At 59.2% G+C, this 23,554-nt stretch carries 23 protein-coding genes; 14 read left to right on the plus strand and 9 right to left on the minus strand.

Annotated features, from left to right (window positions below; genetic code table 11):
• Positions 1–12: 12 nt before the first annotated feature.
• The 7 genes from ACP3TY_RS14050 to argE all read left to right on the plus strand — a co-directional run bounded on the left by ACP3TY_RS14050 (position 13) and on the right by argE (position 6,940).
• Positions 13–498: a flavin reductase family protein gene (locus ACP3TY_RS14050; protein ID WP_053121239.1), complete on the plus strand. Its 486-nt coding sequence runs from the start codon at positions 13–15 to the stop codon at positions 496–498.
• 160 nt (positions 499–658) lie between these two features.
• On the plus strand, positions 659–1,702 hold the full coding sequence (locus ACP3TY_RS14055) for an LLM class flavin-dependent oxidoreductase (RefSeq protein WP_426620363.1): 1,044 nt from the start codon (positions 659–661) through the stop codon (positions 1,700–1,702).
• A 324-nt stretch (positions 1,703–2,026) separates the two neighbouring features.
• Positions 2,027–2,845, plus strand: a complete 819-nt coding sequence (locus tag ACP3TY_RS14060) for an alpha/beta fold hydrolase (protein WP_426620364.1) — start codon at positions 2,027–2,029, stop codon at positions 2,843–2,845.
• 351 nt (positions 2,846–3,196) lie between these two features.
• Positions 3,197–4,516: a flavin-containing monooxygenase gene (locus ACP3TY_RS14065; protein WP_426620366.1), complete on the plus strand. Its 1,320-nt coding sequence runs from the start codon at positions 3,197–3,199 to the stop codon at positions 4,514–4,516.
• 58 nt (positions 4,517–4,574) lie between these two features.
• On the plus strand, positions 4,575–4,991 hold the full coding sequence (locus ACP3TY_RS14070; protein ID WP_159814050.1) for a RidA family protein: 417 nt from the start codon (positions 4,575–4,577) through the stop codon (positions 4,989–4,991).
• A 126-nt stretch (positions 4,992–5,117) separates the two neighbouring features.
• Positions 5,118–5,795 carry a DUF1028 domain-containing protein gene (locus ACP3TY_RS14075; RefSeq protein ID WP_426620367.1) on the plus strand — a complete coding sequence of 226 codons (678 nt, stop codon included), beginning with the start codon at positions 5,118–5,120 and terminating at the stop codon, positions 5,793–5,795.
• Positions 5,792–6,940: an acetylornithine deacetylase gene (argE, locus tag ACP3TY_RS14080; protein ID WP_426620368.1), complete on the plus strand. Its 1,149-nt coding sequence runs from the start codon at positions 5,792–5,794 to the stop codon at positions 6,938–6,940. Before ACP3TY_RS14075 ends, argE begins: the two co-directional genes overlap by 4 nt.
• 18 nt (positions 6,941–6,958) lie before the next feature.
• Here argE and ACP3TY_RS14085 read toward each other — a convergent pair whose 3' ends face one another.
• Positions 6,959–7,870: a LysR family transcriptional regulator gene (locus ACP3TY_RS14085; RefSeq protein ID WP_053121255.1), complete on the minus strand. Its 912-nt coding sequence runs from the start codon at positions 7,868–7,870 to the stop codon at positions 6,959–6,961.
• Positions 7,871–8,254: 384 nt separating this feature from the next.
• On the opposite strand from ACP3TY_RS14085, the gene ACP3TY_RS14090 reads away from it, so the two are divergent.
• Positions 8,255–9,670 (plus strand): purine-cytosine permease family protein, encoded by a 1,416-nt coding sequence (locus tag ACP3TY_RS14090; protein WP_282357007.1) that lies wholly within the window; start codon positions 8,255–8,257, stop codon positions 9,668–9,670.
• 103 nt (positions 9,671–9,773) lie between these two features.
• On the plus strand, positions 9,774–10,397 hold the full coding sequence (locus ACP3TY_RS14095; RefSeq protein WP_426620371.1) for a glutathione S-transferase family protein: 624 nt from the start codon (positions 9,774–9,776) through the stop codon (positions 10,395–10,397).
• A 54-nt stretch (positions 10,398–10,451) separates the two neighbouring features.
• On the opposite strand, the gene ACP3TY_RS14100 is transcribed toward ACP3TY_RS14095, so the two are convergent.
• From ACP3TY_RS14100 to ptrR, 4 genes are all read right to left on the minus strand, one after another.
• Positions 10,452–10,880 carry a TOBE domain-containing protein gene (locus ACP3TY_RS14100; RefSeq protein ID WP_053121261.1) on the minus strand — a complete coding sequence of 143 codons (429 nt, stop codon included), beginning with the start codon at positions 10,878–10,880 and terminating at the stop codon, positions 10,452–10,454.
• Between the two features lie 96 nt (positions 10,881–10,976).
• On the minus strand, positions 10,977–11,321 hold the full coding sequence (locus tag ACP3TY_RS14105) for a gamma-glutamylcyclotransferase family protein (RefSeq protein WP_426620372.1): 345 nt from the start codon (positions 11,319–11,321) through the stop codon (positions 10,977–10,979).
• A 9-nt stretch (positions 11,322–11,330) separates the two neighbouring features.
• Positions 11,331–11,993: a M24 family metallopeptidase gene (locus ACP3TY_RS14110; RefSeq protein ID WP_008086100.1), complete on the minus strand. Its 663-nt coding sequence runs from the start codon at positions 11,991–11,993 to the stop codon at positions 11,331–11,333.
• Between the two features lie 82 nt (positions 11,994–12,075).
• Positions 12,076–12,954 carry a putrescine utilization regulator PtrR gene (gene ptrR / locus ACP3TY_RS14115; protein ID WP_008086098.1) on the minus strand — a complete coding sequence of 293 codons (879 nt, stop codon included), beginning with the start codon at positions 12,952–12,954 and terminating at the stop codon, positions 12,076–12,078.
• Positions 12,955–13,057: 103 nt separating this feature from the next.
• On the opposite strand from ptrR, the gene ACP3TY_RS14120 reads away from it, so the two are divergent.
• The 3 genes from ACP3TY_RS14120 to ACP3TY_RS14130 all read left to right on the plus strand — a co-directional run bounded on the left by ACP3TY_RS14120 (position 13,058) and on the right by ACP3TY_RS14130 (position 15,899).
• Positions 13,058–14,449 carry an aldehyde dehydrogenase family protein gene (locus tag ACP3TY_RS14120; protein WP_426620374.1) on the plus strand — a complete coding sequence of 464 codons (1,392 nt, stop codon included), beginning with the start codon at positions 13,058–13,060 and terminating at the stop codon, positions 14,447–14,449.
• 167 nt (positions 14,450–14,616) lie between these two features.
• Entirely contained in the window at positions 14,617–15,213 is a 597-nt protein-coding gene (locus tag ACP3TY_RS14125; protein WP_053121267.1) for a paraquat-inducible protein A, read from the plus strand.
• Positions 15,210–15,899: a paraquat-inducible protein A gene (locus ACP3TY_RS14130; RefSeq protein ID WP_159814077.1), complete on the plus strand. Its 690-nt coding sequence runs from the start codon at positions 15,210–15,212 to the stop codon at positions 15,897–15,899. The genes ACP3TY_RS14125 and ACP3TY_RS14130 overlap by 4 nt, the downstream gene beginning before the upstream one ends.
• On the opposite strand, the gene ydiJ is transcribed toward ACP3TY_RS14130, so the two are convergent.
• Positions 15,832–18,852, minus strand: coding sequence for a D-2-hydroxyglutarate dehydrogenase YdiJ (ydiJ, locus tag ACP3TY_RS14135; protein ID WP_426620375.1), 3,021 nt, complete (start codon positions 18,850–18,852; stop codon positions 15,832–15,834). The genes ACP3TY_RS14130 and ydiJ overlap by 68 nt on opposite strands.
• Before the next feature lie 158 nt (positions 18,853–19,010).
• Here ydiJ and ACP3TY_RS14140 point away from each other — a divergent pair, with 158 nt between their 5' ends.
• Positions 19,011–19,895: a LysR substrate-binding domain-containing protein gene (locus tag ACP3TY_RS14140; protein WP_053121272.1), complete on the plus strand. Its 885-nt coding sequence runs from the start codon at positions 19,011–19,013 to the stop codon at positions 19,893–19,895.
• A 280-nt stretch (positions 19,896–20,175) separates the two neighbouring features.
• Here ACP3TY_RS14140 and ACP3TY_RS14145 read toward each other — a convergent pair whose 3' ends face one another.
• Together ACP3TY_RS14145 and ACP3TY_RS14150 are read right to left on the minus strand one after the other, a co-directional pair.
• Positions 20,176–20,781, minus strand: a complete 606-nt coding sequence (locus ACP3TY_RS14145; protein ID WP_053121274.1) for a DUF6338 family protein — start codon at positions 20,779–20,781, stop codon at positions 20,176–20,178.
• A gap of 167 nt (positions 20,782–20,948) precedes the next feature.
• The gene (locus ACP3TY_RS14150) at positions 20,949–22,154 is read right to left on the minus strand and encodes an NAD(P)/FAD-dependent oxidoreductase (protein WP_426620376.1); all 1,206 of its coding nucleotides are present in this window, start codon (positions 22,152–22,154) and stop codon (positions 20,949–20,951) included.
• A gap of 293 nt (positions 22,155–22,447) precedes the next feature.
• On the opposite strand from ACP3TY_RS14150, the gene ACP3TY_RS14155 reads away from it, so the two are divergent.
• Positions 22,448–22,996, plus strand: a complete 549-nt coding sequence (locus tag ACP3TY_RS14155) for an RrF2 family transcriptional regulator (RefSeq protein ID WP_426620377.1) — start codon at positions 22,448–22,450, stop codon at positions 22,994–22,996.
• 62 nt (positions 22,997–23,058) lie between these two features.
• Here the strand turns inward: ACP3TY_RS14155 and ACP3TY_RS14160 are convergent, their stop codons facing one another.
• On the minus strand, positions 23,059–23,394 hold the full coding sequence (locus ACP3TY_RS14160) for a hypothetical protein (RefSeq protein ID WP_053121280.1): 336 nt from the start codon (positions 23,392–23,394) through the stop codon (positions 23,059–23,061).
• Positions 23,395–23,554: the final 160 nt, after the last annotated feature.

A 23,554-nucleotide genomic window follows, 5' to 3' on the forward strand; every position in this document is an offset into this window, starting at 1 on the left:
GAGGACCGTCCAATGATCGATGCAGCCATCTACAAACAAGTCATGGGCTCGTTTCCGTCCGGCGTCACTGTCATCACCACGCTGGATGATGACGGGCAGATCGTCGGCCTGACCGCCAGCGCCTTCAGCTCGCTGTCGATGGATCCTGCGCTGGTGCTGTTCTGCCCCAACTACAGCTCCGACTCCTACCCTGTGCTGATCAAGAACAAACGCTTCGCGATTCATGTTCTGTCCGGCGGCCAGCAAAGCGAGGCCTACGCTTTCGCTCGTAAAGGCAAGGATAAGGCGCACGGCATCGAGTGGACGCTGAGCGAACTGGGTAACCCGATTCTGGCCAATGCGACGGCTGTCATCGAGTGTGAACTGTGGCGCGAATACGAAGGCGGCGATCACGCCATCATGGTCGGCGCGGTGAAGAACCTGATCGTCCCCGAGCAGCACAGCGGCCCGCTGGTGTACTGCCACGGCAAAATGGGCGCCCTGCCCGTCCTGGCCTGAATAGATCAATGCAGGAGCTGCCGCAGGCTGCGATCTTTTGTTTTTGCTTTAAAAACCAGATCAAAAGATCGCAGCCTTCGGCAGCTCCTACAGAGTTCAGCGTAAGCAGGCGAAGGCCTACAAGTTTTTGCCTCAACAACAAAAGATCCGAGGAAGCGTGATGAAATTTTCCCTGTTCGTACACATGGAGCGCTGGGACGAAAGCGTCAGCCACCGCCAACTGTTCGAAGACCTGACCGAACTCACCCTGATGGCCGAGGCCGGCGGTTTCAGCACCGTGTGGATCGGCGAACACCACGCGATGGAATACACCATCTCGCCAAGCCCGATGCCGCTGCTGGCCTACCTCGCGGCGAAAACCACAACCATCCACCTCGGCGCCGGCACCATCATCGCGCCGTTCTGGCACCCGTTGCGGGTGGCCGGTGAATGCGCTCTGCTCGACGTGATCAGCAACGGTCGCATGGAAGTCGGGCTGGCCCGTGGCGCCTATCAGGTTGAATTCGATCGCATGGTCGGCGGCATGCCTGCCTCAAGCGGCGGCCAGGCGCTGCGCGAAATGGTTCCGGTGGTGCGCGCCCTGTGGAAAGGCGATTACGCCCACGACGGTGACATCTGGAAATTCCCCACTTCGACCAGCGTACCGAAGCCGATTCAGCAGCCGAACCCGCCGATGTGGATCGCCGCCCGCGATCCGGATTCGCACAACTTCGCCGTGGCCAACGGCTGCAACGTGATGGTTACGCCGTTGATGAAAGGCGACGAAGAAGTTCTCGACCTGAAGAACAAATTCCAGACCGCACTGGACAACAACCCCGACGTACCGCGCCCACAATTGATGGTGTTGCGTCATACCCACGTACACACCGCAGACGATCCGGACGGCTGGAAAGTCGGCGCCAAAGCGATCTCGCGCTTCTACCGCACCTTCGACGCGTGGTTCGGCAACAAGCAAACCCCGGTCAACGGCTTCCTCGACCCAAGCCCGGAAGAGAAGTTTGCCGGGCGTCCTGAGTTCGAACTGGAAAGCCTGCACAAAACCGCAATGATCGGCACGCCGGAAGAGATTATTCCGCGCATCAAGTACTACCAGGAACTGGGCGTCGATGAGTTCAGCTTCTGGTGCGACAACAGCTTGCCGCATGCCGAGAAAAAGAAATCGCTGGAGCTGTTTATCAAGCACGTGGTGCCGGCGTTTCGCTGAGATAGTTTGAGCGATGTACCTGTGGCGAGGGAGCTTGCTCCCGCTGGGGTGCGCAGCGGCCCTCGCTTTTAACCATAAAAAGCAGGGGGCCTGCTGCGCAGTCCAGCGGAAGCAAGCTCCCTCGCCACAGTTGATTAATGTTCTAGCTAAGTCCCCGTCCAGCGCGTCACGAATGAACAGCAACTCAAAGATGCATCATCCAAATCCGGCGATTTCGCCCCCCCTTCAACCCAGCACCTGCATACAAGTAGCAGCAACACTTTGCGCCGATAGTGAAGGCTGCCATTTCGGCTTTCCAAACCATCGCTGACGCAAGGAGTTTGCATGAGCACATTCACCACGCAAGACGGCACCGAGATCTATTTCAAGGACTGGGGCAGCGGCAAACCCGTGCTGTTCAGCCATGGCTGGCCGCTGGATGCCGACATGTGGGAATACCAGATGGAATACCTGAGTAGCCGTGGCTACCGCACCATCGCGTTCGATCGCCGTGGTTTCGGCCGCTCCGATCAGCCGTGGACAGGTTACGACTACGACACTTTCGCCGATGACATCGCGCAATTGATCAACCATCTGGATCTGCGTGAAGTGACGCTGGTGGGCTTTTCCATGGGCGGTGGCGACGTCAGCCGCTATATCGCCCGTCATGGCAGCGAGCGCGCTGCTGGCCTTGTGTTGCTGGGTGCGGTCACGCCGTTATTTGGCAAGAAAGCTGATTTCCCTGAGGGCGTCGACACGTCGGTATTCGACGGCATCAAAGCTGGCCTGCTGAAGGATCGTGCGCAGTTCATCGCCGATTTTGCTGCGCCGTTCTACGGCACCAATCAGGGCCAGAAAGTCTCTGACGGCGTACTCACGCAGACCCTGAATGTGGCTCTGCTGGCGTCGCTCAAGGGCACCGTGGATTGCGTCACTGCGTTCTCGGAAACCGACTTCCGTCCGGACATGGCCAAGATCGATGTGCCAACGCTGGTGATTCATGGCGACGGCGATCAGATCGTACCGTTTGAAACCACGGGTAAGCAGGCTGCTGCGCAGATCAAGGGTGCTGAGTTGAAGGTGTATGCCGGTGCACCGCATGGTTTTGCGGTGACGCATGCGCAAGCACTGAATGAAGATTTGCTGGCGTTCCTCAACCGATAACCCCTCTAAGATTCCCATTACCCTGTGGCGAGGGGATTCATCCCCGTTGGACTGCGCAGCAGTCCCTTTTTTTGAAATCAAAAGAAGGGCCGCTTCGCGACCCAACGGGGATAAATCCCCTCACCACAAGGATTGCACTCTGGTGGAAGATTTTTGTGTGTAGTTGCAGGTTCGTCCACTGCTAGAACCCCCGTATTCAAAGGCCTTCACCCCCCTGCATCAGAATTTTATCTTCACATCCCAGCTTAATAATATTTTACCGATACCCCCCCTCTCCCTAGTCTGACCTCAAGCCAAACGGACAAGCCAACAGCGCCCGAATCCAACTGCCTTGCTAGGAAGGATGTAGAGATGACCACTGAAATAATAAAAACAGACACGCTGATCGTGGGTGCCGGCCAGGCAGGCGTCGCCATGAGCGAGCACCTGAGCAAACTCGGTGTGCCGCACCTGGTGCTGGAGCGCAACCGCATTGCCGAGCGCTGGCGCACCGGGCGTTGGGATTCGCTGGTCGCCAATGGCCCGGCGTGGCACGACCGCTTCCCGGGTCTGGAATTCGATGACGTCGATCCCGACGGTTTCGCCCCGAAAGAACGCGTGGCCGATTACTTCGAAGCCTATGCGAAGAAATTCAATGCGCCGATCCGCACCGGCGTTGAAGTCAAAAGCGTGGTGCGCAATGTCGGTCGTCCGGGTTTCACCGTGGAAACCTCCGAAGGCGTGATCGAAGCCAGCCGTGTGGTCGCGGCTACCGGCCCGTTTCAGAAACCGGTAATCCCGGCGATTGCCCCGCGAGACGAACGTCTGCTGCAGATCCACTCCGCTGACTATCGCAACCCGCAGCAACTGCCGGAAGGCGCAGTGCTGGTGGTCGGTGCCGGTTCTTCCGGCGTACAGATTGCTGATGAGTTGCAGCGTTCCGGCAAGCAGGTGTTCCTGTCCGTCGGCGCCCACGACCGCCCGCCTCGCGCTTACCGCAACCGTGATTTCTGCTGGTGGCTGGGCGTGCTCGGCGAGTGGGATCAAGCGGCGATGAAACCTGGCCGCGAGCACGTGACCATCGCGGTAAGCGGCGCGCACGGCGGGCGCACCATCGATTTCCGTGGTCTGGCCCATCGCGGCATGACCCTGGTCGGGGTGACCGAGTCGTTCAACAACGGTGTGGTGACCTTCAAACAGGATCTGGTCGGCAACCTCAATCGCGGTGACGAAAACTACCTGGCGCTGCTGGATGCCGCCGACGCCTACATCGAGCGTAACGGCCTCGATCTGCCGGAAGAACCGGAGGCTCGCGAAACGTTTCCAGAGCCTGAGTGCGTGAAAAACCCGCTGGCCGATCTGGATCTGGCCAAGGCTGGCATCACCTCGATCATCTGGGCGACAGGTTTTGCCGTGGATTATTCCTGGCTGCAAGTCGCGGCGTTCGATGACAAAGGCAAGCCTGTGCATCAGCGCGGTGTGTCGAGCGAACCGGGGGTTTATTTCCTCGGTTTGCCGTGGCAGTCGCGTCGCGGTTCGTCGTTCATCTGGGGTGTTTGGCACGACGCCAAACACGTCGCCGATCACATCGCGACCCAGCGCAAATATCTGGACTATCGCGACGCCGAGCAGCGTGAAGCCGAACTGCACTCGCCGACATACAGCAAAATCGCCGACACCGTCGACGCCTGATTTTTCTCTTTCGATCCGGCGCCGATTGCGCCGGGCAACCCTGATTCTGGAGCTGTAAATGAGCACGCCAACCCACACTCGCATCCGTATGTTCAACACTAAAGACACTTACCCGAACCAATCGCTGGACAACGACCTGTGCCAGGCCGTGCGTGCCGGCAACACCGTGTATGTCCGTGGTCAGGTCGGCACTGATTTCGATGGCAATCTGGTCGGTCTGGGCGACCCGCGTGCGCAGGCTGAACAAGCGATGCGCAACGTCAAGCAGTTGCTGGAAGAAGCTGGCAGCGACATGAGCCACATCGTCAAAACCACCACCTACCTGATCGACCCGCGTTATCGCGAAGCGGTGTATGGCGAGGTGGGCAAGTGGCTCAAAGGCGTGTTCCCGATTTCGACCGGTCTGGTGGTGTCGGCACTGGGGCAGCCGCAGTGGTTGATGGAGATTGATGTGATTGCGGTGATTCCTGAGTAAGGCATAACACCGAGTTATGGCCTTCGCGGGCAAGCCTTGCTCCTACAGAAGCAAATCTTTGTAGGAGCAGAGCTTGCTCGCGAAGAGGCCCTAAAGGACAACCATTTCCTCAAAAGGATTAAAACCATGACCTTTTCAATCGCAGCCCGCTGCGCCGAAACCGGCCAGTTCGGTGTCGCCATCAGTTCCTCCAGCATCGCCGTCGGCGCACGCTGCCCGTGGCTGCTGCCGGGCGTTGGCGCGGTGTCGAGCCAGAACATCACCCTGCCCTCGCTCGGCCCGGAAGTGCTCGCGCTGATGGAGCAAGGCCTGTCGCCGGACGAAGCACTGGACAAAGTCCTCACGCGCAACGGCTACAGCCAGTACCGCCAGATCACCGCGATCAACCACCTCGGCCAGACTGCACACTTCAGCGGTTCGCAGACCCTCGGCGTGCACAACGCGGTCTCCGGCGAACAGTGCGTCGCTGCCGGCAACATGCTCGCCGGGCACTCAGTCATCGAAGCGATGGTCGGCGCTTTCGAAGACGGCGAAGGCCAACTCGCCGACCGTCTGCTCAAAGCCCTGCACGCCGCGCAAGCCCTCGGTGGCGAAGCCGGCCCGGTGCATTCGGCTGCGGTTGTAGTGGTCGGTGAACAGACCTGGCCGATCGTCAATCTGCGCGTGGACTGGGCCGATGAAGACCCGATCGGTCAGTTGCAAAAACTTTGGGACGCCTATCAGCCGCAGCTTCAAGACTACATCGACCGCGCCCTCGATCCCGCCAAAGCCCCGGGTTACGGCGTCGCCGGTGATGATCGATGAACAGCGTCGAGTTGCTCAGAGCGCTGGTGGCGTTCGACACCACCAGCCGTGAATCCAACTTGCAACTGATCGAATTCGTTCGTGATTACCTCGAAGGTTTCGATGTGCCCTGCGCGTTGATCTACAACGAAGAGCGCAGCAAAGCCAATCTGTTCGCCACGATCGGCCCGGTGGATCAACCGGGCATCGTGTTGTCCGGGCACACCGATGTGGTGCCGGTCGACGGCCAGCCGTGGACGCTTCCTCCATTCGAACTGACGGAGCGCGACGGCAAAGTGTTCGGCCGTGGCACGGCGGACATGAAGGGCTACATCGCCTGCGTGCTCGCCTTGGTGCCGGCGCTGGTGCAGGCTTCGTTGCGCATCCCGGTGCACATCGCGTTGTCGTATGACGAAGAAGTCGGCTGCCTCGGCGTGCGTTCTTTGCTCAAGGTTTTGCAGCAGCGCCCAGTCAAACCGCTGCTGTGCATCATCGGCGAGCCAACCGAACTGAAACCGGTGCTCGGCCACAAAGGCAAACTGGCGATGCGCTGCGATGTGCAGGGCCATCCGTGCCATTCGGCGTATGCCCCGCTTGGGGTGAATGCCATCGAGTACGCCGCCGAACTGATCGGCGAACTCGGGCGCCTCGGCCAGCAGTTGAAAGCGCCAGAGCATCACGATGCGCGTTTTGATCCGCCTTACAGCACGGTGCAGACCGGCGTCATCAGCGGCGGTAAAGCGTTGAACATCGTGCCCGCCGATTGCCGTTTCGATTTCGAAATCCGCGCCCTGCCCTCGCAGGATCCGGCGCTGGTCGCCGAGGCGCTGAAAAGCTATGCCGAACGCGAAGTGCTGCCGCGTATGCGTGCGGTCAGTGCGCAAAGTGAAATTCGTTTCAGCGAGTTGTCGGCCTATCCGGGGCTGGTCACCGATGCGCAGAGCCAGGCTGCCGAATTGATTGCGGCGTTCTGCGGCTCAACGGAATTCGGCACGGTGGCATTCGGCACTGAAGGTGGTTTGTTTGATGCAGTGGGCATTCCAACCGTAGTCTGCGGCCCCGGCAGCATGGACCAGGGGCACAAACCCGATGAGTTCGTCAGCCTCGATCAGTTGCAGGCTTGCGATGACATGCTCCAGCGCCTGCTGGTGTTTATCCGCGTTTGAAACCCGGCTCGACTGCACTCACGCGTACAGTCGGGCCAATTCCTCACGGCAATGGTCGACGAACAACTGCACCGGTTTGGTCAGTTGCACGCGCCGCAACCACGCTGCCGACAATCCCGAACCGGTCACCGTTTCCGCCAACGGCACACACACGACTTGCTGGCCGTCGTAGGTGTAGTCGCTGAACGGTTTGGTCACCAGAATCGAAAAACCAAAACCATTGCCGACCATGCCGCGCACCATCTCGATCGACGGTGAGCTGAAGACGATGTTCGGCGTCAGTCCGCGCTCCTCGAAGATGCTCACGAAGTAGGTGCGGCTCGGCACTACGTCGAGCAGGATCATCGGTTCCAGCACCAGATCATGCAGCGAAACCTTGGCCTGTTGCGCGAAGCGATGGTTGGCCGGGAGCAGCGCATAAGGCTGCTGAGGCGGCATCAGTGGCGTGGTTTCGATGGTGCTGTCGAGGTCGTGCTCGAACATCATCGCCACGTCGATGCTGCCAGCGGTGAGGGCTTGCACCAGCTCCTGTTGTTCGCCGTCGCGAATGCGGATTTCCACGCCGGGCCAGCGCGCCTTGAAACCGGCGATCAGGCGCGGCAGGTACAGCGGCGCGACGGTTTCGAAACAGCCGATATCGATCTGTCCGGAGACCACGTCGTTGTCGGCCAGGGCGTTCTGTTCGAACTCGTGGGCAACGCGCAACAGCTCCAGCGCCTTGCGATAGAAGCGCGAACCGCTCGGCGTCAGCGAGACGCCCTGGGCGTGATGGCGGATGAACAACTGCACACCGAAGCTTTCTTCCAGATGTTTGATCGCGGTGGAGACCGATGGCTGCGCGATGTAGAGCTTGCGCGAGGCTTCGGCGACGCTGCCGCAATCGGCGGTGGTGACGAAGTATTTGAGCTGGCGCAGGTTGTAGGCGGCCATGGGAATCTCCAGAAAATCAAAGGATCGCTGTGGCGAGGGGATTTATCCCCGATGGGGCGCGAAGCGGCCCCTGTTTTTAAAGTCAAAAGAGGGGCCGCTGCGCAGCCCATCGGGGATAAATCCCCTCACCACAGGACCCTCATTGCAGATAAATCTCTGCTTGCAGGTAAATCCCATCATCACAAAGGGTCACTGACTACTGGAGGTGAACATACCGGAGCACCGCCTCCCCCAGAGCATATTTTTTTTAACGTCTGTAGCAACAAACTTACTAATTTATCTATCCCGACGCTTTACCCATGATCGCTTCAACAAGAATTGCGCCGCCCGTGCCGGCGCTTGCCGAAGTACGTCCACGTACTCATCCTTGCCTTGGAGTTCGTCATGGCTACCCCCGCAGCATCCTCCGCTCCGCTGATTGAAAAACACACGATAGGATACGTGCCCCCCGAAGATCGCCACGGAAAGGTCAGGGATCTGTTCACGCTCTGGTTCGGCGGCAACATCGCGCCGTTGCCCATCGTCACCGGTGCGCTGGGCGTGCAGTTGTTTCATTTGAATCTGGTCTGGGGCATCGTCGCGATCCTCGTCGGCCATCTGGTCGGCGGCGTGCTGATGGCGCTGCACTCGGCGCAAGGCCCGCAAATGGGCATTCCGCAGATGATCCAGAGCCGCGCGCAGTTCGGCTCCCTCGGTGCGCTGCTGGTGGTGTTGATTGCCGGCGTCATGTACATCGGTTTCTTCGCCTCCAACATCGTCCTGGCCGGCAAGTCGTTGCACGGCGTGGTTGATAGCGTTCCGGTGCCGGTCGGCATTGTCATCGGCGCCGTGGGATCGGGGATCATCGGCATCATCGGCTACCGCTTTATCCACGTGCTCAACCGCATCGGCACCTGGGTGTTGGGGATCGGCATCGTCGTCGGATTCGGCTACATCTTTACCCATATTCAGACCGATGATTTCCTCACCCGTGGCAGCTTCAACCTCTCCGGATGGCTGGCCACCGTGTCGTTGGCGGCGTTGTGGCAGATCGCGTTTGCGCCATACGTGTCCGACTATTCGCGTTACTTGCCGGCCGACGTCAAAGTCTCGTCGACCTTCTGGACGACCTATCTGGGTTCGGCGCTCGGTTCGAGCCTGGCGTTCATTTTCGGCGCCGTTGCCGTGCTTGCCACACCGGTTGGCATGGACACCATGGACGCCGTGAAAATGGCCACCGGCTCGATCGGCCCGCTGATGTTGGTGCTGTTCCTGCTCAGCGTGATCAGCCACAACGCTCTTAACCTCTACGGCGCGGTGCTGTCGCTGATCACCCTGGTGCAGACCTTCGCCTACCGCTGGATCCCGACCGCCAAGAGCCGCGCAGTGATCTCGATCATCGTGTTGCTGGCCTGCTGCTTCGCCGCCGTCGGCGCCTCCAAGGACTTTATCGGCCACTTCGTCGACATGGTGCTGGTGCTGTTGGTGGTGCTGGTGCCGTGGACAGCGATCAACCTGATCGACTTCTACGCGATCCACAAAGGCCAGTACGACATCCAGTCGATCTTCCAGGTCGATGGCGGCATCTACGGTCGCTACAACCCGCAGGCCTTGCTGGCCTACGCGATCGGCATCGCCGTGCAGATCCCGTTCATGAACACGCCACTGTACGTCGGCCCGGTGTCGGCACACATCAACGGCGCGGATCTGTCGTGGCTGGTGGGCTTGCTGGTGACGTCGCCGCTGTACTTCTGGCTGGCGAATCGGGATACGTCCTATCGTCGACGGATGATGGGCGGGAAGTTGGCGAGCAGTCTGTGAAAAATTGATCTGGTGAAACAGGAAGGCCCGCCAGAATGCGGGCCTTCTTCTTTTCGGTGTGGTATTTCTCTACCTCCGATCACTTCGAGGAAAAGGACATCCAATGCTGCGAATACTCGGTAAGGCCTCATCGATCAACGTGCGCAAAGTGCTGTGGACGTGTGCTGAGTTGAACATCCCTTTCGAGCGTGAAGACTGGGGCTCGGGGTTTCAGCCAACGAATACACCGGAGTTTCTCGCACTAAATCCATGCGCCATGGTGCCAGTGATTCAGGACGGGGATTTCACGTTGTGGGAATCGAATACGATCATTCGTTATCTGGCCTCGCGCTATGGCGGCGCGCAGCTATATCCAACTGAGCCGATGGCCCGGGCGCGGGTCGATCAGTGGATTGACTGGCAGGCTTCGGAACTGAATCGCTCGTGGTCGTATCCGCTGATGTCGCTGGTGCGCAAGTCACCTGATTATCAGGACGGCACTGCGCTGGCGGTCGGGATCGAGCAATGGTCGAAGAACATGGAGATTCTGAATCGACAGCTGGAATCTACCGGTGCTTACGTCAGCGGCAACGAGTTTTCACTGGCGGACATCCCGATCGGACTCTCGGTTAACCGCTGGTTCGAAACACCGCTCAAGCATCCGCACTTGCCCGCCGTCAGCGCCTATTACGAACGCCTGAACCAACGCGAGGGCTATCGCCTATACGGCCGCAACGGCACGCCATAACGCAAAAAACCGCTGATCCCGGAATCAGCGGTTTTTTATTTGCCTGAAAAACTATCAGGCCGGAACACCCAGAATGATGTGCGAAGCCTTGATCACCGCCGTAGCGCTGACGCCTTTCGCCAGGCCCAGCTCGGCAACGGCGTCGCGGGTAACGATCGAGTAGACCTTCGAACCGCCAGCCAGCTCGATCACCACTTCAGCGTTGACCGCACCGTCCGTTACGCTCAGCACTGTGCCTTCCAGGCAATTGCGCGCCGACAGGCGAATGTCGCTGGATTCAGTCATCAGCATCACCCACGGCGCCTTGATCAGCGCAACGGCTTCCTTGCCGACGGCGATGCCAAGGTTCTTGATGCTTTCCATGGTCACGACGGCAACCAACTGCTCACCGCCAGCCAGGGTCAGTACCACTTCGGCGTTGACGGCGCCGGCCTGAACATTGCTGACGTTGCCCTTGAATACGTTGCGTGCGCTGACTTTCATGATGGATGTCCTGTTTATTGACTTTGGAGTTAGGAAACGGCGTGCATCATCGAAGTTGGCGCTATATAAAAACAACTACAGCGCTGCGCTCTGTTGTCACGCCTGCACGTAAATCCATGCATCGACTCCAGACTTTAGCAGCACGCTGACGCGTTTGTAGTCCGCCACTTCGTATTCATCAGCTGCCGCCAGCTCCTGCGCGGTGATCTGGAAAACCGTGCCGGCAATCTCATCGGCCGCATTGCTACTTTCCTGCACGATCGGATGGTGGGTCTTGCCGCTGGTGGCGAGCACCGCAGGATCGGTGATCTCGACCATTTCCTGCTTATAGCCCGGCAGACTGTCCGGGCGCCCTTGCAGCTCGCGGCCGAAGTTGGAGAGTTGCACGGCGCGATCCTGCAAAGTGCCGTAGGAAAAAAGCAAAACATTAGGTGTAGTCATGAGGCTTTCCTAAATGAGCAAATCTTCGTAAAAAGCGCCGAACGGCCGCGTCGGATGGGCGATCTGGATTTCCAGAATCCAAACGCCGGCGTTCGGCGCCTGCTCGAAATCGCCCAGATCGCCGCCACGGTGAATCGCATGCGGGAAATCGCTGACCCGGTGCCCTTTAATGTTCAGGTTCAGTACCCAACCCATCGCTTCGGCCTGTTCAGTCGCATAGCGGTAAAGCTCAACGCCGGAAACACCCTTGCGCCAGAACGCTTCGACCCGGTCGAACAATTCCTTGGCAGCCGCCGCGCAGGCAATCATTTGCGAGTCGGAACCGGTGGTGTAGGTCGCACCCGCATCGCCTTCGTGGCCTTGCCAGACCACGCCCATGTCGATAAAGAAAATGTCGTCCTCACCGAGCACCGGATCGCCGTCGGAGCGCTGTTTGAAGGTCTTCAGCGTGTTGGCACCGAAGCGAATCAGCAGCGGATGCCAGATCCGGTCCATGCCCAATTCGGCGAGGATTTCCTTGCCTCGCGCCGTCGCTTCGGATTCAAGCATGCCCGGTTTGATCACCTCGGCAATGGCGTCGACGGCTTTCCAGGTCAATTGCTGGGCGTGGCGCATCGTTTCCAGCACAAAACGTTCGCCGACCGCTTCTTTACCGCTTAATGCTGTGGTCATTTCCTTGTCCTCATGGCCGCGCTGTATAGTTTTTTATATTGCGAAACACCGATAAAGATACAGCCATGACACAAGGTGTCAATTACTCTTCTGCGCGCACTACCCCGCGTTCTTCAAGCAGCCGCACAAACATGCTCAAGCTGCGCGACACCGTGCCCCGGCGCCACACCAGCCACGTAGTCAGATAGCGAAAATCCTTTGCCAGCGGCCAGACGCTGACGGTCGCGCTGCCAGGCATGCTCTGCAACATCTTGCGTGGCATCAGCGCCAGACCGGCACCGGCGCTGACGCAGGCGAGCATGCCGTGATAGGACTCCATTTCGAAGATTTTTCCGGGCACAGCGGCGTCGGTGCTGAACCACTTTTCAAAGTGATGACGATAGGAGCAATTGGAGCGGAAGGCGTAAATATTCTCGCCATTCACATCCGCTGCACGCTTTACCGGGGCGTGATTGAGTGGCGCGATGATGACCATTTCTTCTTCGAAGGCCGGTACGCCTTCCAGCGTCGGATGCAGCACCGGGCCGTCGACGAATGCTGCCGCGAGACGCCCGGAGAGCACGCCGTCGATCATCGTCCCCGAGGGCCCGGTGGACAGGTCCAGATCAACTTTCGGATGAAGTTGGTTATACGCCGCGAGCAGTTCGGGGATGCGCACCGCTGCTGTACTTTCCAGTGAACCCAAAGGAAACGCGCCCTGCGGTTCTTCGCCCGCCACGGTGGCGCGGGCCTCTTGCACCAGGTCGAGAATGCGCCGCGCGTATTCGAGAAAACTCCATCCGGCCGGCGACAGGCGCAGACGACTTTTCTCGCGAATGAACAGATCGACACCCAGATCCTGCTCAAGCTGCTTGATCCGCGTGGTCAGGTTCGACGGCACGCGGTGGATCTGCGCGGCGGCGGCGCTGATGCTGCCGTGTTCGGCAACGGCTTTGAAGATTTCCAGCTGCACCAGATCCACAGTCATTCTCCAATCGTGAAAGAAACGATCTTTATTATTCAGTTTCCAGAAAACAAACACCACCCTACTCTAGGCTCATCCGACGAACATGCAGGACGAGACCATGAGCCAGATTTCCAGCCAGACCCACGCCATCTCGATCAACCCCGCCACCGGCGAGCAGATCGGCCACTACGCCTTTGAATCCGCCGCCGCACTCGACGCCGCGCTGACCCGCGCGGCTTACGGCTTCGGCAAATGGAAACGCAAGCCACTGAAGGATCGCTCGCGTTTGCTGACCGCCCTCGCCGGCGCGCTGCGTGACACCGCTGAAGCCATGGCGACCATGATCACTCAGGAAATGGGCAAGCCGATCGCTCAGGCCCGTGGCGAAATCGAGAAATGCGCCAAGCTGTGCGAGTGGTACGCCGAAAACGGCCCGGCCATGCTCGACGCGGAGCCGACTCAGGTTGAAGGCGGCAAGGCACGCATCGAGTACCGTCCGCTCGGCCCGATCCTTGCTGTGATGCCGTGGAACTTCCCGATCTGGCAAGTGCTGCGCGGTGCCGTTCCTGCGCTGATCGCCGGCAACACTTACGTGCTCAAGCATGCGCCGAACGTGATGGGCAGCGCTTATCTGCTGCGCGACGCCTTCACCCGTGCCGGTTTGGCTGACGGCGTGTTTGAAGTGATCAACGTCACCCCGGAAGGCGTTTCGACCGCCATTGCCGACCCGCGCATTGCTGCGGTGACCCTGACCGGCAGCGTGCGTGCCGGCATGGCCATCGGCGCTCAGGCCGGTGCTGCGCTGAAGAAATGCGTGCTTGAATTGGGCGGCTCCGACCCGTTCATCGTGCTCAACGATGCTGATATCGACGAAGCCGTGCAGGCAGCAGTCATCGGCCGCTATCAGAACTCCGGCCAGGTCTGCGCAGCGGCCAAGCGTCTGATCATCGAAGAAGGCGTGGTTGAAGAGTTCACCCGCAAATTCGTCGAAGCCACGCGCAAGCTGAAAGTGGGCGACCCATTGGCCGCCGACACTTACATCGGCCCGATGGCGCGTTTCGATCTGCGTGATGAACTCGATCAGCAAGTGCGCGACACCCTTGAAGAAGGCGCGACGCTGTTGCTCGGTGGCGGCAAAACCGCAGGCGCCGGCAACTACTACGAGCCCACCGTGCTGGCCGATGTCACCGACCGCATGACCTCGTTCAAACAGGAACTGTTCGGCCCGGTCGCCTCGATCATTACCGCCCGCGATTGCGCCCATGCAGTAGCGCTGGCCAACGACAGCGAATTCGGCCTGACCGCAACGATCTACACTGCCAACGTGCAACTGGCCCAGCAACTGACCAGCGAACTGGAAACCGGCGGCGTGTTCATCAACGGCTATTCCGCCAGCGACCCGCGCGTGACCTTCGGCGGCGTGAAGAAAAGCGGTTTCGGCCGCGAGCTGTCGCACTTCGGCGTCCGCGAATTCTGCAACGCGCAAACCGTGTGGCTGGATCGTAAATAATTCCCAAGCCCCGCCACCTCCCCCTGTAGGAGCTGCCGAAGGCTGCGATCTTTTGACCTTGCTCTAAAAAAGCCAGATCAAAAGATCGCAGCCTTCGGCAGCTCCTACACATGCGTCTATAATGCCCGAGTCTTCCTGCCCCTGCGGCCTGCTGTCGAGCGTTGTCCATGGTCAACCCCGAAACCCTGATCATCTGCGAGCATTGCGACTGTGTGTATGAAAAAGTCGCGCTCGCCAAACACCAGAAAACCCTCTGCGTACGTTGCGGCGGTGTGCTGCAGCGCTTCAATGGTCTGAGCGTTGAGCAGCGTCTGGCGCTGACCTTCACCGCCGCAATGCTGTGGTTGTTCGCCAATTTCTACCCGGTCATGAGCATCAGCCTGCAAGGCCTGAAAAACAGCGCGACGCTGTGGGATTCGGTGCTCGCGCTGAGTCAGGGCCCCATCACATTTATTGCGATGGTCGCGGCGATTGCCATCATCATCGCCCCGGCGTTTCAACTGGTGCTGCTGGTCTGGGTGCTCAGTTACGCGATGCGCTCGCAACGTGCGCCGGGCTTCAAAGTCTGCATGCGCTGGCTGGAAACGCTGCGCCCGTGGAGCATGCTCGAAGTCTGCCTGCTGGGCGCAATGGTCGCGGTGTTCAAACTCGCCGGATTGCTTGACGTGTTGCCCGGCATCGGCCTGTTCGCACTCGCCGCGCTGAGCCTGATGATGATCCGTATTGCCGGCCGCGACATTCGCGATCTCTGGGACATTCTATGAAGCGACCACCGACTGCCACCGAACTCAATCTGTGCCTGTGCCACAGTTGCGGGCTGGCGTGTGACATGACCGACGAGCCGCACGAGTGCCCGCGTTGCGACGCACCATTGCATCGGCGCAAAACCAATTCAATGGCGCGCACCTGGGCGTACATGCTCGCCGCATTGGCGTTCTATGTCCCGGCCAATTTGCTGCCGGTGATGAACACCACCATGCTCGGCAACGGCGCCGACAGCACGATCATGAGCGGCGTGCTGGAGTTCTGGGAGGCCGGTGCCTGGGACATCGCGCTGATCATTTTCATCGCCAGTATTGCCGTGCCGGGGATCAAATTCGTCGCCCTGACTTTGCTCCTTGTCACCGTGCAACGCGACAGCGACTGGGCGCGCAAGGAACGTTCGAAGCTGTACCGTTTCGTCGAGCTGATCGGCTATTGGTCGATGCTCGACGTTTTGGTCGTCGCGCTGGTCGCCGCGCTGGTGAAGTTTCAGGCGCTCGGTGACATCGAACCACGACCGGGCATTCTGTTTTTCGGCCTGGTCGTGGTCTTCACCATGCTCGCGGCGATGAGTTTCGACCCGCGCATGATCTGGCGTAACGCCCCGGACGACGCAGACCTCAACCGCGCAGAACCTGCAACAACACCTGCAACGGATGGCGCAGTGCCCGATCCGACTGGCGCTTGACTTGGCTGCGGCACGAATAGCCGGTGGCCAGCGCCTCGCCCTGCTCCACCGGCGCCTCGACCTGACGCGCCCATGATTGCTCGTAAATCACCGCCGACGTTTCGCGGTTGCGCGCTTCGTGACCGTAAGTGCCGGACATCCCGCAGCAGCCGGTGGCCTGCGTCGCCAGTTGCAATCCCGCCCGCTCAAACAATTGCTCCCACTGACGGGTGGCGGCCGGGGCGTTGGTTTTCTCGGTGCAATGCGCGAGCAAGCGGAACGCTTCGCCACGTTTCTTTTGCTCGGGCATGACCTTGAGCAACCATTCCTGCATCAGCGCCACTTCCGGGCAGTTCTGCATGCCGGGCACCTTCAGGTATTCCTGGCGATAGACCAGAGTCATCGCCGGATCAAGTCCCACCAGCGGCACGCCGATTTGCGCCAACTCACCGAGCTGGCGGGCATTGCGCAATGCCGCGCGATTAAACGCCGACAAGAAACCCTGCACGTGCAGCGGCTTGCCGTTGGCACTGAACGGCGCGAGGTAAACCTGATAACCGAGACGCGAGATCAACTCGACCAGATCCGCCAACAACGGCGCCTCGAAGTAGCGCGTAAACGCGTCTTGCACCAACACCACACTGCGTTCACGTTGTGCCTGAGTCAGCGCTGACAGGTTGTCCACCGTCGCCGGCAACACCTGCCAACGGCGCATCGCCGCATGGAAGTCAAAACGACTGAGCAGTGGCACATCGACCATGCCTCCGACACGCTCCAGCAAGCCGCGCACCCACGCAGCGCCCATCAAACCGTTGTACAACGCCGGAATCCGCGCCATGTACGGAATGCTGTACTCCAGCGAAGCAATCAGATAATCCCGCGCCGGGCGCAGATAACGGCTGTGATACAGCTCGAGAAACCGCGAGCGAAACTCCGGCACATTGACCTTCACCGGGCACTGTCCCGCGCAGGATTTGCACGCCAGACAACCGGCCATGGCGTCGTAGACCTCGTGGGAGAAATCCTCGGATTGCGCACGGGTGTTGCGCCAGCGCTGCCACAGCGTGCTGAAAAATGCCGGTTTGCGAATCGCGTCAGAGAGCACATCGACACCGGCCTCGCCCTGCAAACGCAGCCACTCACGCACCAGTGAAGCGCGGCCCTTGGGCGACTGCGAACGCTCGCGGGTGGCTTTCCACGAAGGGCACATCGCGTCATCGGGGTCGAAGTTGTAGCAGGCGCCGTTGCCGTTGCAATGCATGGCCGCGCCGTAGCTTTGCCAGACTTTCTCGTCGATCTGCCGATCGAGTTCACCGCGCAGGGTGACTTCGTCGATTTTCAGCAACGCCGCGCCGCTGTTGGCCGGGGTGGCGATCTTGCCGGGGTTGAACTGGTTGAACGGATCGAACGCCGCTTTCAGGGCTTGCAGCGCCGGGTACAACTCGCCGAAAAACGCCGGGGCGTATTCCGAGCGCAGACCTTTGCCGTGTTCGCCCCACAGCAGACCGCCGTAACGCTGGGTCAACGCCGCGACGCCATCGGACACCGGGCGCACCAGCGCCGCTTGCTTCGAATCCTTCATGTCGAGAATCGGCCGCACGTGCAGTACGCCGGCGTCGACGTGGCCGAACATGCCGTACTGCAAACCATGGCTGTCGAGCAGGTCGCGCAACTCGGCGATGTACTCGGCCAGGTGTTGCGGCGGCACAGCGGTGTCTTCGACAAACGGCTGCGGCCGCGCTTCACCGGCGACGTTGCCGAGCAGGCCGACCGCGCGTTTGCGCATGCCGTAAACCTTATTGATTGCGGCCTGACCGACCGCCAGCGTGTGGCCCAAGCGCACCACAGTCTGGTCGCTGGTCAAGTGTTCGATGAAGCTTTCAACTCGCTGCTGCAGGTCTTCGGGATCGTCGCCGCAGAACTCGACGAGGTTGATCCCCAGCGTCGGCCGCTCAGCGCTTTCAGGAAAGTATTCAGCGACGCCGTGCCAGACGATGTCCTGCATCGCCAGCAGCAGAACTTTCGAGTCGACCGTTTCGATCGACAACGGCTTGAGCGCCATCAGTGCACGGGCATCGCGCAGCGCGTCCATGAACCCGGCGTAGCGGATGTTGACCAGCATCGTGTGCTTGGGAATCGGCAGCACATTGAGGCGCGCCTCAACGACAAAACCCAGCGAGCCTTCAGCACCGCAGAGCACGCTGTTGAGGTTGAAACGGTTGCCCGCCTCACGCAGGTGCGCCAAGTCATAACCGGTCAGGCAGCGGTTGAGATCGGGAAAGCGTTCCCGGATCAGATCGCCCTGTTCATCTATGATCTGCCGCGCACAGCGATAGACTTCACCGACGCGATCTTCGCGGGCACACAGCGCTGCAAGCTCGCTTTCTTCCAGCGGCTGGCCGTGCAAACGTTCGCCGCCACGCAGGATCATGTCGAGTTCGAGCACATGATCGCGGGTCTTGCCGTAGGTGCAACTGCCCTGGCCGCTGGCGTCGGTGTTGATCATGCCGCCGACGGTGGCGCGGTTGGAGGTCGACAATTCCGGCGCGAAAAACAGCCCGGCGGATTTCAGCGCGGCGTTGAGTTGATCCTTGACCACGCCGGCTTGCACACGCACCCAGCGCTGCTCAACGTTGATTTCAAGAATGCGGTTCATGTGCCGCGACAGGTCGACAACGATACCGTCGGTCAGCGATTGGCCGTTGGTGCCGGTGCCGCCGCCACGCGGGGTGATTACCACTTGCTGATACGCCGGTTCGGCAATCAGTCGTGCCACCCGCGCCACATCCTCGGCATCCATCGGAAACACCGCCGCTTGCGGCAGACGCTGATAGATCGAGTTATCGGTCGCCAACACCACGCGATTGGCGTAATCGGCGCTGATTTTCCCACGAAAGCCGCTGGCCTTCAGGGCTTTGAGGAACTGCTGATAATCAGTGGTCAGGGCTTTGGCGGGGGACAGCTGGGCAATCATCGGTCAGGTTATCTCGGTCAAAATCAGGCTATGTGGCGGTGAACAGTTGTACGCAACGAATGATTGCGTCAGGCTCCGCCATCTAATGGTGCCCATGTTCATTGCTGACCGACGCTGGGACAACCGTAAATTCGACCCGCTATTGATGACTTTTACGAATGAATCCGCGCACGCTCACCCCTTCCATGTCGTTATTGCTGGCCTTTGAGGCAGCAGCGCGCCACGAAAGCTACACCCGCGCCGCCCATGAGCTGTCGCTGACACAGAGTGCGGTCAGCCGTCAGGTGCAGATTCTTGAGAAGATGCTCGGCATGCGCCTGTTCAGCCGTGAGGGCCGCAAAGTGGTGCTGACCGATGTCGGGCGCATGTATCAGCGTGAACTCTCGGAGGCACTCGGACAGATTCGCAGCGCGACGTTGCAGGCGATGGCGTTCGGTTCGGGCATTCACAGTTTGCGCCTGGCGACGTTGCCGACGTTTGGCTCGAAATGGCTGTTGCCGCGCCTCAAGGATTTCTACACCGCGCATCCGGGGATGACCGTGCATTTGCATTCGCGCATCGAAGCGATCGACTTTGATACCAGCGAAATCGACGCCGCGATTTGTGTGGGTGGCGGGGAGTGGCCGGGCTTGACCGCCCTGCCCCTGCATACCGAAGAACTGGTCGTTATTGCGAGCGCGCAGTTATCGAAGGCCGAGCGCGATGACGCCGAAGCGCACATCGCGGGGCAACTGCTGCTCAATGTCAGCAGTAATGCGCAGGCGTGGACGGAATGGTTCAGCCATCACAGCCTGCCGCACCGCAGCATGCGCATCGGGCCGAGTTTTGAAATGACCTCGCATTTGATTCAGGCGGTGCGAGCGAATATTGGCGTAGGGCTGGTGCCGCGGATTCTGGTGGAAGAGGAACTGTTGAAGGGTGAATTGCTGCAGCTGGGTGAGCCAATTACCAGTCGGCGCAGCTATTACCTGGTGTATCCGCCGCGTAATGAGACGTTGCCGTCGTTGAAGGCGTTTCGGGATTGGTTGGTGGAGACACTTTAAGCGTGATGTGTTGTCAGTGAGTCCGCCTTCGCGAGCAAGCTCAGCTCCCACAAGAGGTAAGCGGCGCTCACAATTTCATTGTAGGAGCCGAGCTTGCTCGCGAAGAGGTCAGTCCGGACAACCTACAATTCGCGGCATGACCGCTATTGACCAGTCGAATGTCACCCCTTCAGCGGCGGCGGGCCACTGGGTGCTTTAGGCAATGCATTCGCCACCGGCTTGCCATCCTTTGTATAACGACGCGCCACCCACTCTGGCATTGGTTGCGGTGCTCTGGCTGTCATAGCGAACTCTCCAATTTCGGGCCGAACTCGACCCACTTGACCTTGCCGGAATCTATCAGCAAATACTCGGCGCCAAAAGGCACCTCTGTTCCATCGGCGTCCAGCCAACAGGGGTTTTGCATCACAAACTGGCCACTATTGGATTCCGGCGGCCACTCCACCGGCCAGCCAAAAACGCGCCTTTCATCGGTCAGGTGCAGGGTGACAAGGCGATGGTGCTGGGCAAAAATGCTGAACCATTCGCTGGGGTAGGAAGTTTGTTTCGTGACGTTTCTACTGCGCAGCCAACTGTGCAATTGGTCATTGGTTGCCAGATAACAGGAAAGCAACCCCAAGGTTATCGACACGACAAAAGCCCACACCGTCTCAGCCCTCGCATCCCATTGCCCTACAGAAAATCCCTTCGCGCCAACCCATAAACAGACAGATCCAACCCCCAACACAGCCCCTTGAATCACAAAAGTAAAAATCAGCGCCTGCACAATCTGTCCGAACGTATCCGGACGCTTGAACGCCGTCAGCGAGTAGAAAATCCACGCTGACAGGAATCCGGGAATCAGATACTGCAACAACGGAATAACTTCTTTGACCAGATCATCCATGATCCGAGGCTCCTTGAAAGACATGCAGGCCCATTCATAGCCCCGCGATCCAAAGCCTAGTCGACGCAGAAAATACGCCCGCCCCCAACTGTCACATCTCGTTGCGCGCTTTTGCGGCAGGCAAAAAAATCCCGCTATTGTAAGCGGGATTTTTTACAGGCTCAGAATTACGCAACCACAGGAATCATCGGATCCGCCGCCGCCAGCGCACTCACACGATCAGCCGCTGGCGGATAAATCCACTGGGTGTTGATCTGCGTCTTCAGGGTTTTGCCTTCCTGTTTGACCAGTTTCACCTGACGATCCCAGCCTTCGGTGTACACCGCGCCCCAAGCGCCGAGATCCAGACAGGTCACGTATTTCGGCTGGCTATACGGCGTTGGGTCGATACCGAGAATCTGCGCAGCGACATTGTTGCCAGCATGACGACCCAATGAAATAGCGTGCTGGCAGGTCATCAGCGCGAAATTACCGAGGTGGTCGGTGGCGGCGTAGGCGACATCGCCGGTGGCAAAAATATCGTCCTGACCGATGACTTTCAGGTTCGCATCAACGTGCAGGCGACCTTGTTTATCGCGTTCGGCAGGGATCTGCTCGGTCAACGAACTGGCGCGCACGCCGGTCGTCCAGACCACGGTTTTTGCCGCGATGTGTTGACCGTCCGACAGCGTCACGCCATTGGCATCGACCGACTGCACCGAGACACCCAGACGCCATTCAACGCCCAGCTCTTCACTCGCCTCAAGGATGGAATGGCTGATTTCTTCACCCATTGCGGCGCCGATCTTCTGCCCGCGATCAACGATGATCACGTTGATATCGGTTTCCTCGCCGAGAATCTCGCGTAGACGCCCTGGCATTTCAGTCGCGGTTTCAATGCCGGTGAATCCACCGCCCGCAACCACCACGGTATTGCGCGCCTTGCTCGACGGTTGGTCTTTGAGGGATTTTAGATGGGTTTCCAGGCGCATGGCCGCTTCGATCTGGTCAACGTCAAACGCATGCTGAGCAACACCCGGCGTGGCCGATTGTGCCAGACCGCTGCCGGAAGCCAGCACCAGTTTGTCGAAGTGGAAGACTTGTTGCTGCCCGGCCGTATCGGTGTAGCCAACGGTTTTCGCTGCGACATCGATGGTGTTCGCGGCGCCTTTGATGAAGTGAACGCCGACTGCTTCGAACAGTTCACCCAGCGGTGCCGCCAGTTGATGAGCGTTCGGCTCATAGAAACGCGGACGCACACGCAGCTCGGCTTGTGGGGCCAGAACGCTGATTTCAACATCATCACGTCCATGCAGATCGACCAGACGTGTCGCGCTCAATGCCGACCACATACCACCAAAACCTGCGCCGATAACCAGAATCTGCTGCTTCATTGTGTTTCTCCAGAAAAAGCCAAGCCGTTGAAAGAGGTGAAACGAATTTCGCCGGAGGCCCGTCGTCGCCACTCCGATAGCGCCGACTGTATTGGTCGGATATAAAACCAACAAGTCAGATTATTCGATGGTTTTGATCGAATAAACTGATCAAGCAAGATGATAAGGATCCGCCAAAAATAGCCATTCTGGCTGATTTCAAGCACATAAAGAACAAAATCAGTCTACGCAGACAGATTGCCGAGCCTCCCTCAGGCTGATAATATTTACGACAACTTAAGTCGGAGATAAAAATGTCTCTTTACAGCGCAGGCGTCGAATACGGCATTCATTGCCTGGCATTTTTGGTGGGCAATGGTGGTGACTCTCGCGAGGCCAGCGTGCGCGACCTCGCCGAGTTGCAAGGCGTGCCAGTCGAATATCTGGCGAAGATTTTTACCAAACTGGCCAAAGGCAAATTGGTGGTGGCAAGTGAAGGCGTGCGTGGCGGGTTCAGCCTGGCGCGACCGGCGGATGAAATCACCCTGCTCGACATCGTCAACGCCATCGATGGACGCAAGAATATTTTCGAATGCCGCGACATCCGGGGGCGTTGCGCCCTGTTTGAAGGCGATCCGCCGGAGTGGGCCATCGAAGGCACCTGCTCGATTCACGGCGCGATGATGACCGCGCAAAAGCGCATGGAAGAGGCACTTGCCCAGCAAACCATTCTCGATATCGCGAGAAAAGTCGGGCGCAAGGCCCCGGCGGAATTCGGCCAGCAAGTGGAAGACTGGATTCAGGATCGCCGAGAGAAGAAAGGCAATGTCGGCACCATCACGCTGACCGACATTACTGACTGACCAAGCGCCCAATAAAAAAGCAGAAACCGAGGTTTCTGCTTTTTTTTCATCCGGGAACGCCGTTACAGGCAGTCACGCACCGATTTGCGCAACGAGCCGGACTTGGCCCAGGGCGGCCCCTGATACAGCGAGACGCGGCTACCGTCCTTGTATTTGACGATATCGAGAATCTCGTCAGCCGTGATGATGCTCGGCGCGGTGATGCGATAACCGTTGGAAATCGACGTTTGCGATGTTTTGGAAACGTCCTGCTGCCACAGCGGCAAAATGCACGCGGCGTAGTCTTTGGGCGTTTTTTCGCTGGTCTTGCTGAGATTGGGTTCACCCGGAACCAGTGACGCCGGCAAGGAGCAACCTGCCAATACCGCCAACGTCAAACTTCCGATCCATATCCGCATGGGTGCTTCTCTAATCTGAAAAAAAGCGAATGTAACGTGTAACTGGTTACACATCCATCGTGGCATTGCGCCGTTGATGCGCTTTCGACAATTTTTCACAACCGCTCAGCTTAATGACAGCATCGCTCCGCCCCACCGGCGAAAATACGACTACTCTTTT

This window comes from Pseudomonas rustica, assembly GCF_049959085.1.
Taxonomy (GTDB): Bacteria; Pseudomonadota; Gammaproteobacteria; order Pseudomonadales; family Pseudomonadaceae; genus Aquipseudomonas; species Aquipseudomonas rustica.

Bases quoted from the DNA above. Each gene is read 5' to 3' on its own strand.
- ACP3TY_RS14085 (WP_053121255.1), bottom strand. From the start codon at position 7,870: ATGGCCGCCTACAACCTGCGCCAGCTCAAATACTTCGTCACCACCGCC.
- ACP3TY_RS14065 (WP_426620366.1), top strand. From the start codon at position 3,197: ATGACCACTGAAATAATAAAAACAGACACGCTGATCGTGGGTGCCGGC.
- ACP3TY_RS14100 (WP_053121261.1), bottom strand. From the start codon at position 10,880: ATGAAAGTCAGCGCACGCAACGTATTCAAGGGCAACGTCAGCAATGTT.
- argE (WP_426620368.1), top strand. From the start codon at position 5,792: ATGAACAGCGTCGAGTTGCTCAGAGCGCTGGTGGCGTTCGACACCACC.
- ACP3TY_RS14120 (WP_426620374.1), top strand. From the start codon at position 13,058: ATGAGCCAGATTTCCAGCCAGACCCACGCCATCTCGATCAACCCCGCC.
- ACP3TY_RS14070 (WP_159814050.1), top strand. From the start codon at position 4,575: ATGAGCACGCCAACCCACACTCGCATCCGTATGTTCAACACTAAAGAC.
- ydiJ (WP_426620375.1), bottom strand. From the start codon at position 18,852: ATGATTGCCCAGCTGTCCCCCGCCAAAGCCCTGACCACTGATTATCAG.
- ACP3TY_RS14105 (WP_426620372.1), bottom strand. From the start codon at position 11,321: ATGACTACACCTAATGTTTTGCTTTTTTCCTACGGCACTTTGCAGGAT.
- ACP3TY_RS14145 (WP_053121274.1), bottom strand. From the start codon at position 20,781: ATGGATGATCTGGTCAAAGAAGTTATTCCGTTGTTGCAGTATCTGATT.
- ACP3TY_RS14075 (WP_426620367.1), top strand. From the start codon at position 5,118: ATGACCTTTTCAATCGCAGCCCGCTGCGCCGAAACCGGCCAGTTCGGT.
- ACP3TY_RS14050 (WP_053121239.1), top strand. From the start codon at position 13: ATGATCGATGCAGCCATCTACAAACAAGTCATGGGCTCGTTTCCGTCC.
- ACP3TY_RS14150 (WP_426620376.1), bottom strand. From the start codon at position 22,154: ATGAAGCAGCAGATTCTGGTTATCGGCGCAGGTTTTGGTGGTATGTGG.
- ACP3TY_RS14110 (WP_008086100.1), bottom strand. From the start codon at position 11,993: ATGACCACAGCATTAAGCGGTAAAGAAGCGGTCGGCGAACGTTTTGTG.
- ACP3TY_RS14090 (WP_282357007.1), top strand. From the start codon at position 8,255: ATGGCTACCCCCGCAGCATCCTCCGCTCCGCTGATTGAAAAACACACG.
- ACP3TY_RS14160 (WP_053121280.1), bottom strand. From the start codon at position 23,394: ATGCGGATATGGATCGGAAGTTTGACGTTGGCGGTATTGGCAGGTTGC.
- ACP3TY_RS14095 (WP_426620371.1), top strand. From the start codon at position 9,774: ATGCTGCGAATACTCGGTAAGGCCTCATCGATCAACGTGCGCAAAGTG.
- ACP3TY_RS14130 (WP_159814077.1), top strand. From the start codon at position 15,210: ATGAAGCGACCACCGACTGCCACCGAACTCAATCTGTGCCTGTGCCAC.
- ACP3TY_RS14060 (WP_426620364.1), top strand. From the start codon at position 2,027: ATGAGCACATTCACCACGCAAGACGGCACCGAGATCTATTTCAAGGAC.
- ACP3TY_RS14125 (WP_053121267.1), top strand. From the start codon at position 14,617: ATGGTCAACCCCGAAACCCTGATCATCTGCGAGCATTGCGACTGTGTG.
- ACP3TY_RS14055 (WP_426620363.1), top strand. From the start codon at position 659: ATGAAATTTTCCCTGTTCGTACACATGGAGCGCTGGGACGAAAGCGTC.
- ACP3TY_RS14140 (WP_053121272.1), top strand. From the start codon at position 19,011: ATGAATCCGCGCACGCTCACCCCTTCCATGTCGTTATTGCTGGCCTTT.
- ACP3TY_RS14155 (WP_426620377.1), top strand. From the start codon at position 22,448: ATGTCTCTTTACAGCGCAGGCGTCGAATACGGCATTCATTGCCTGGCA.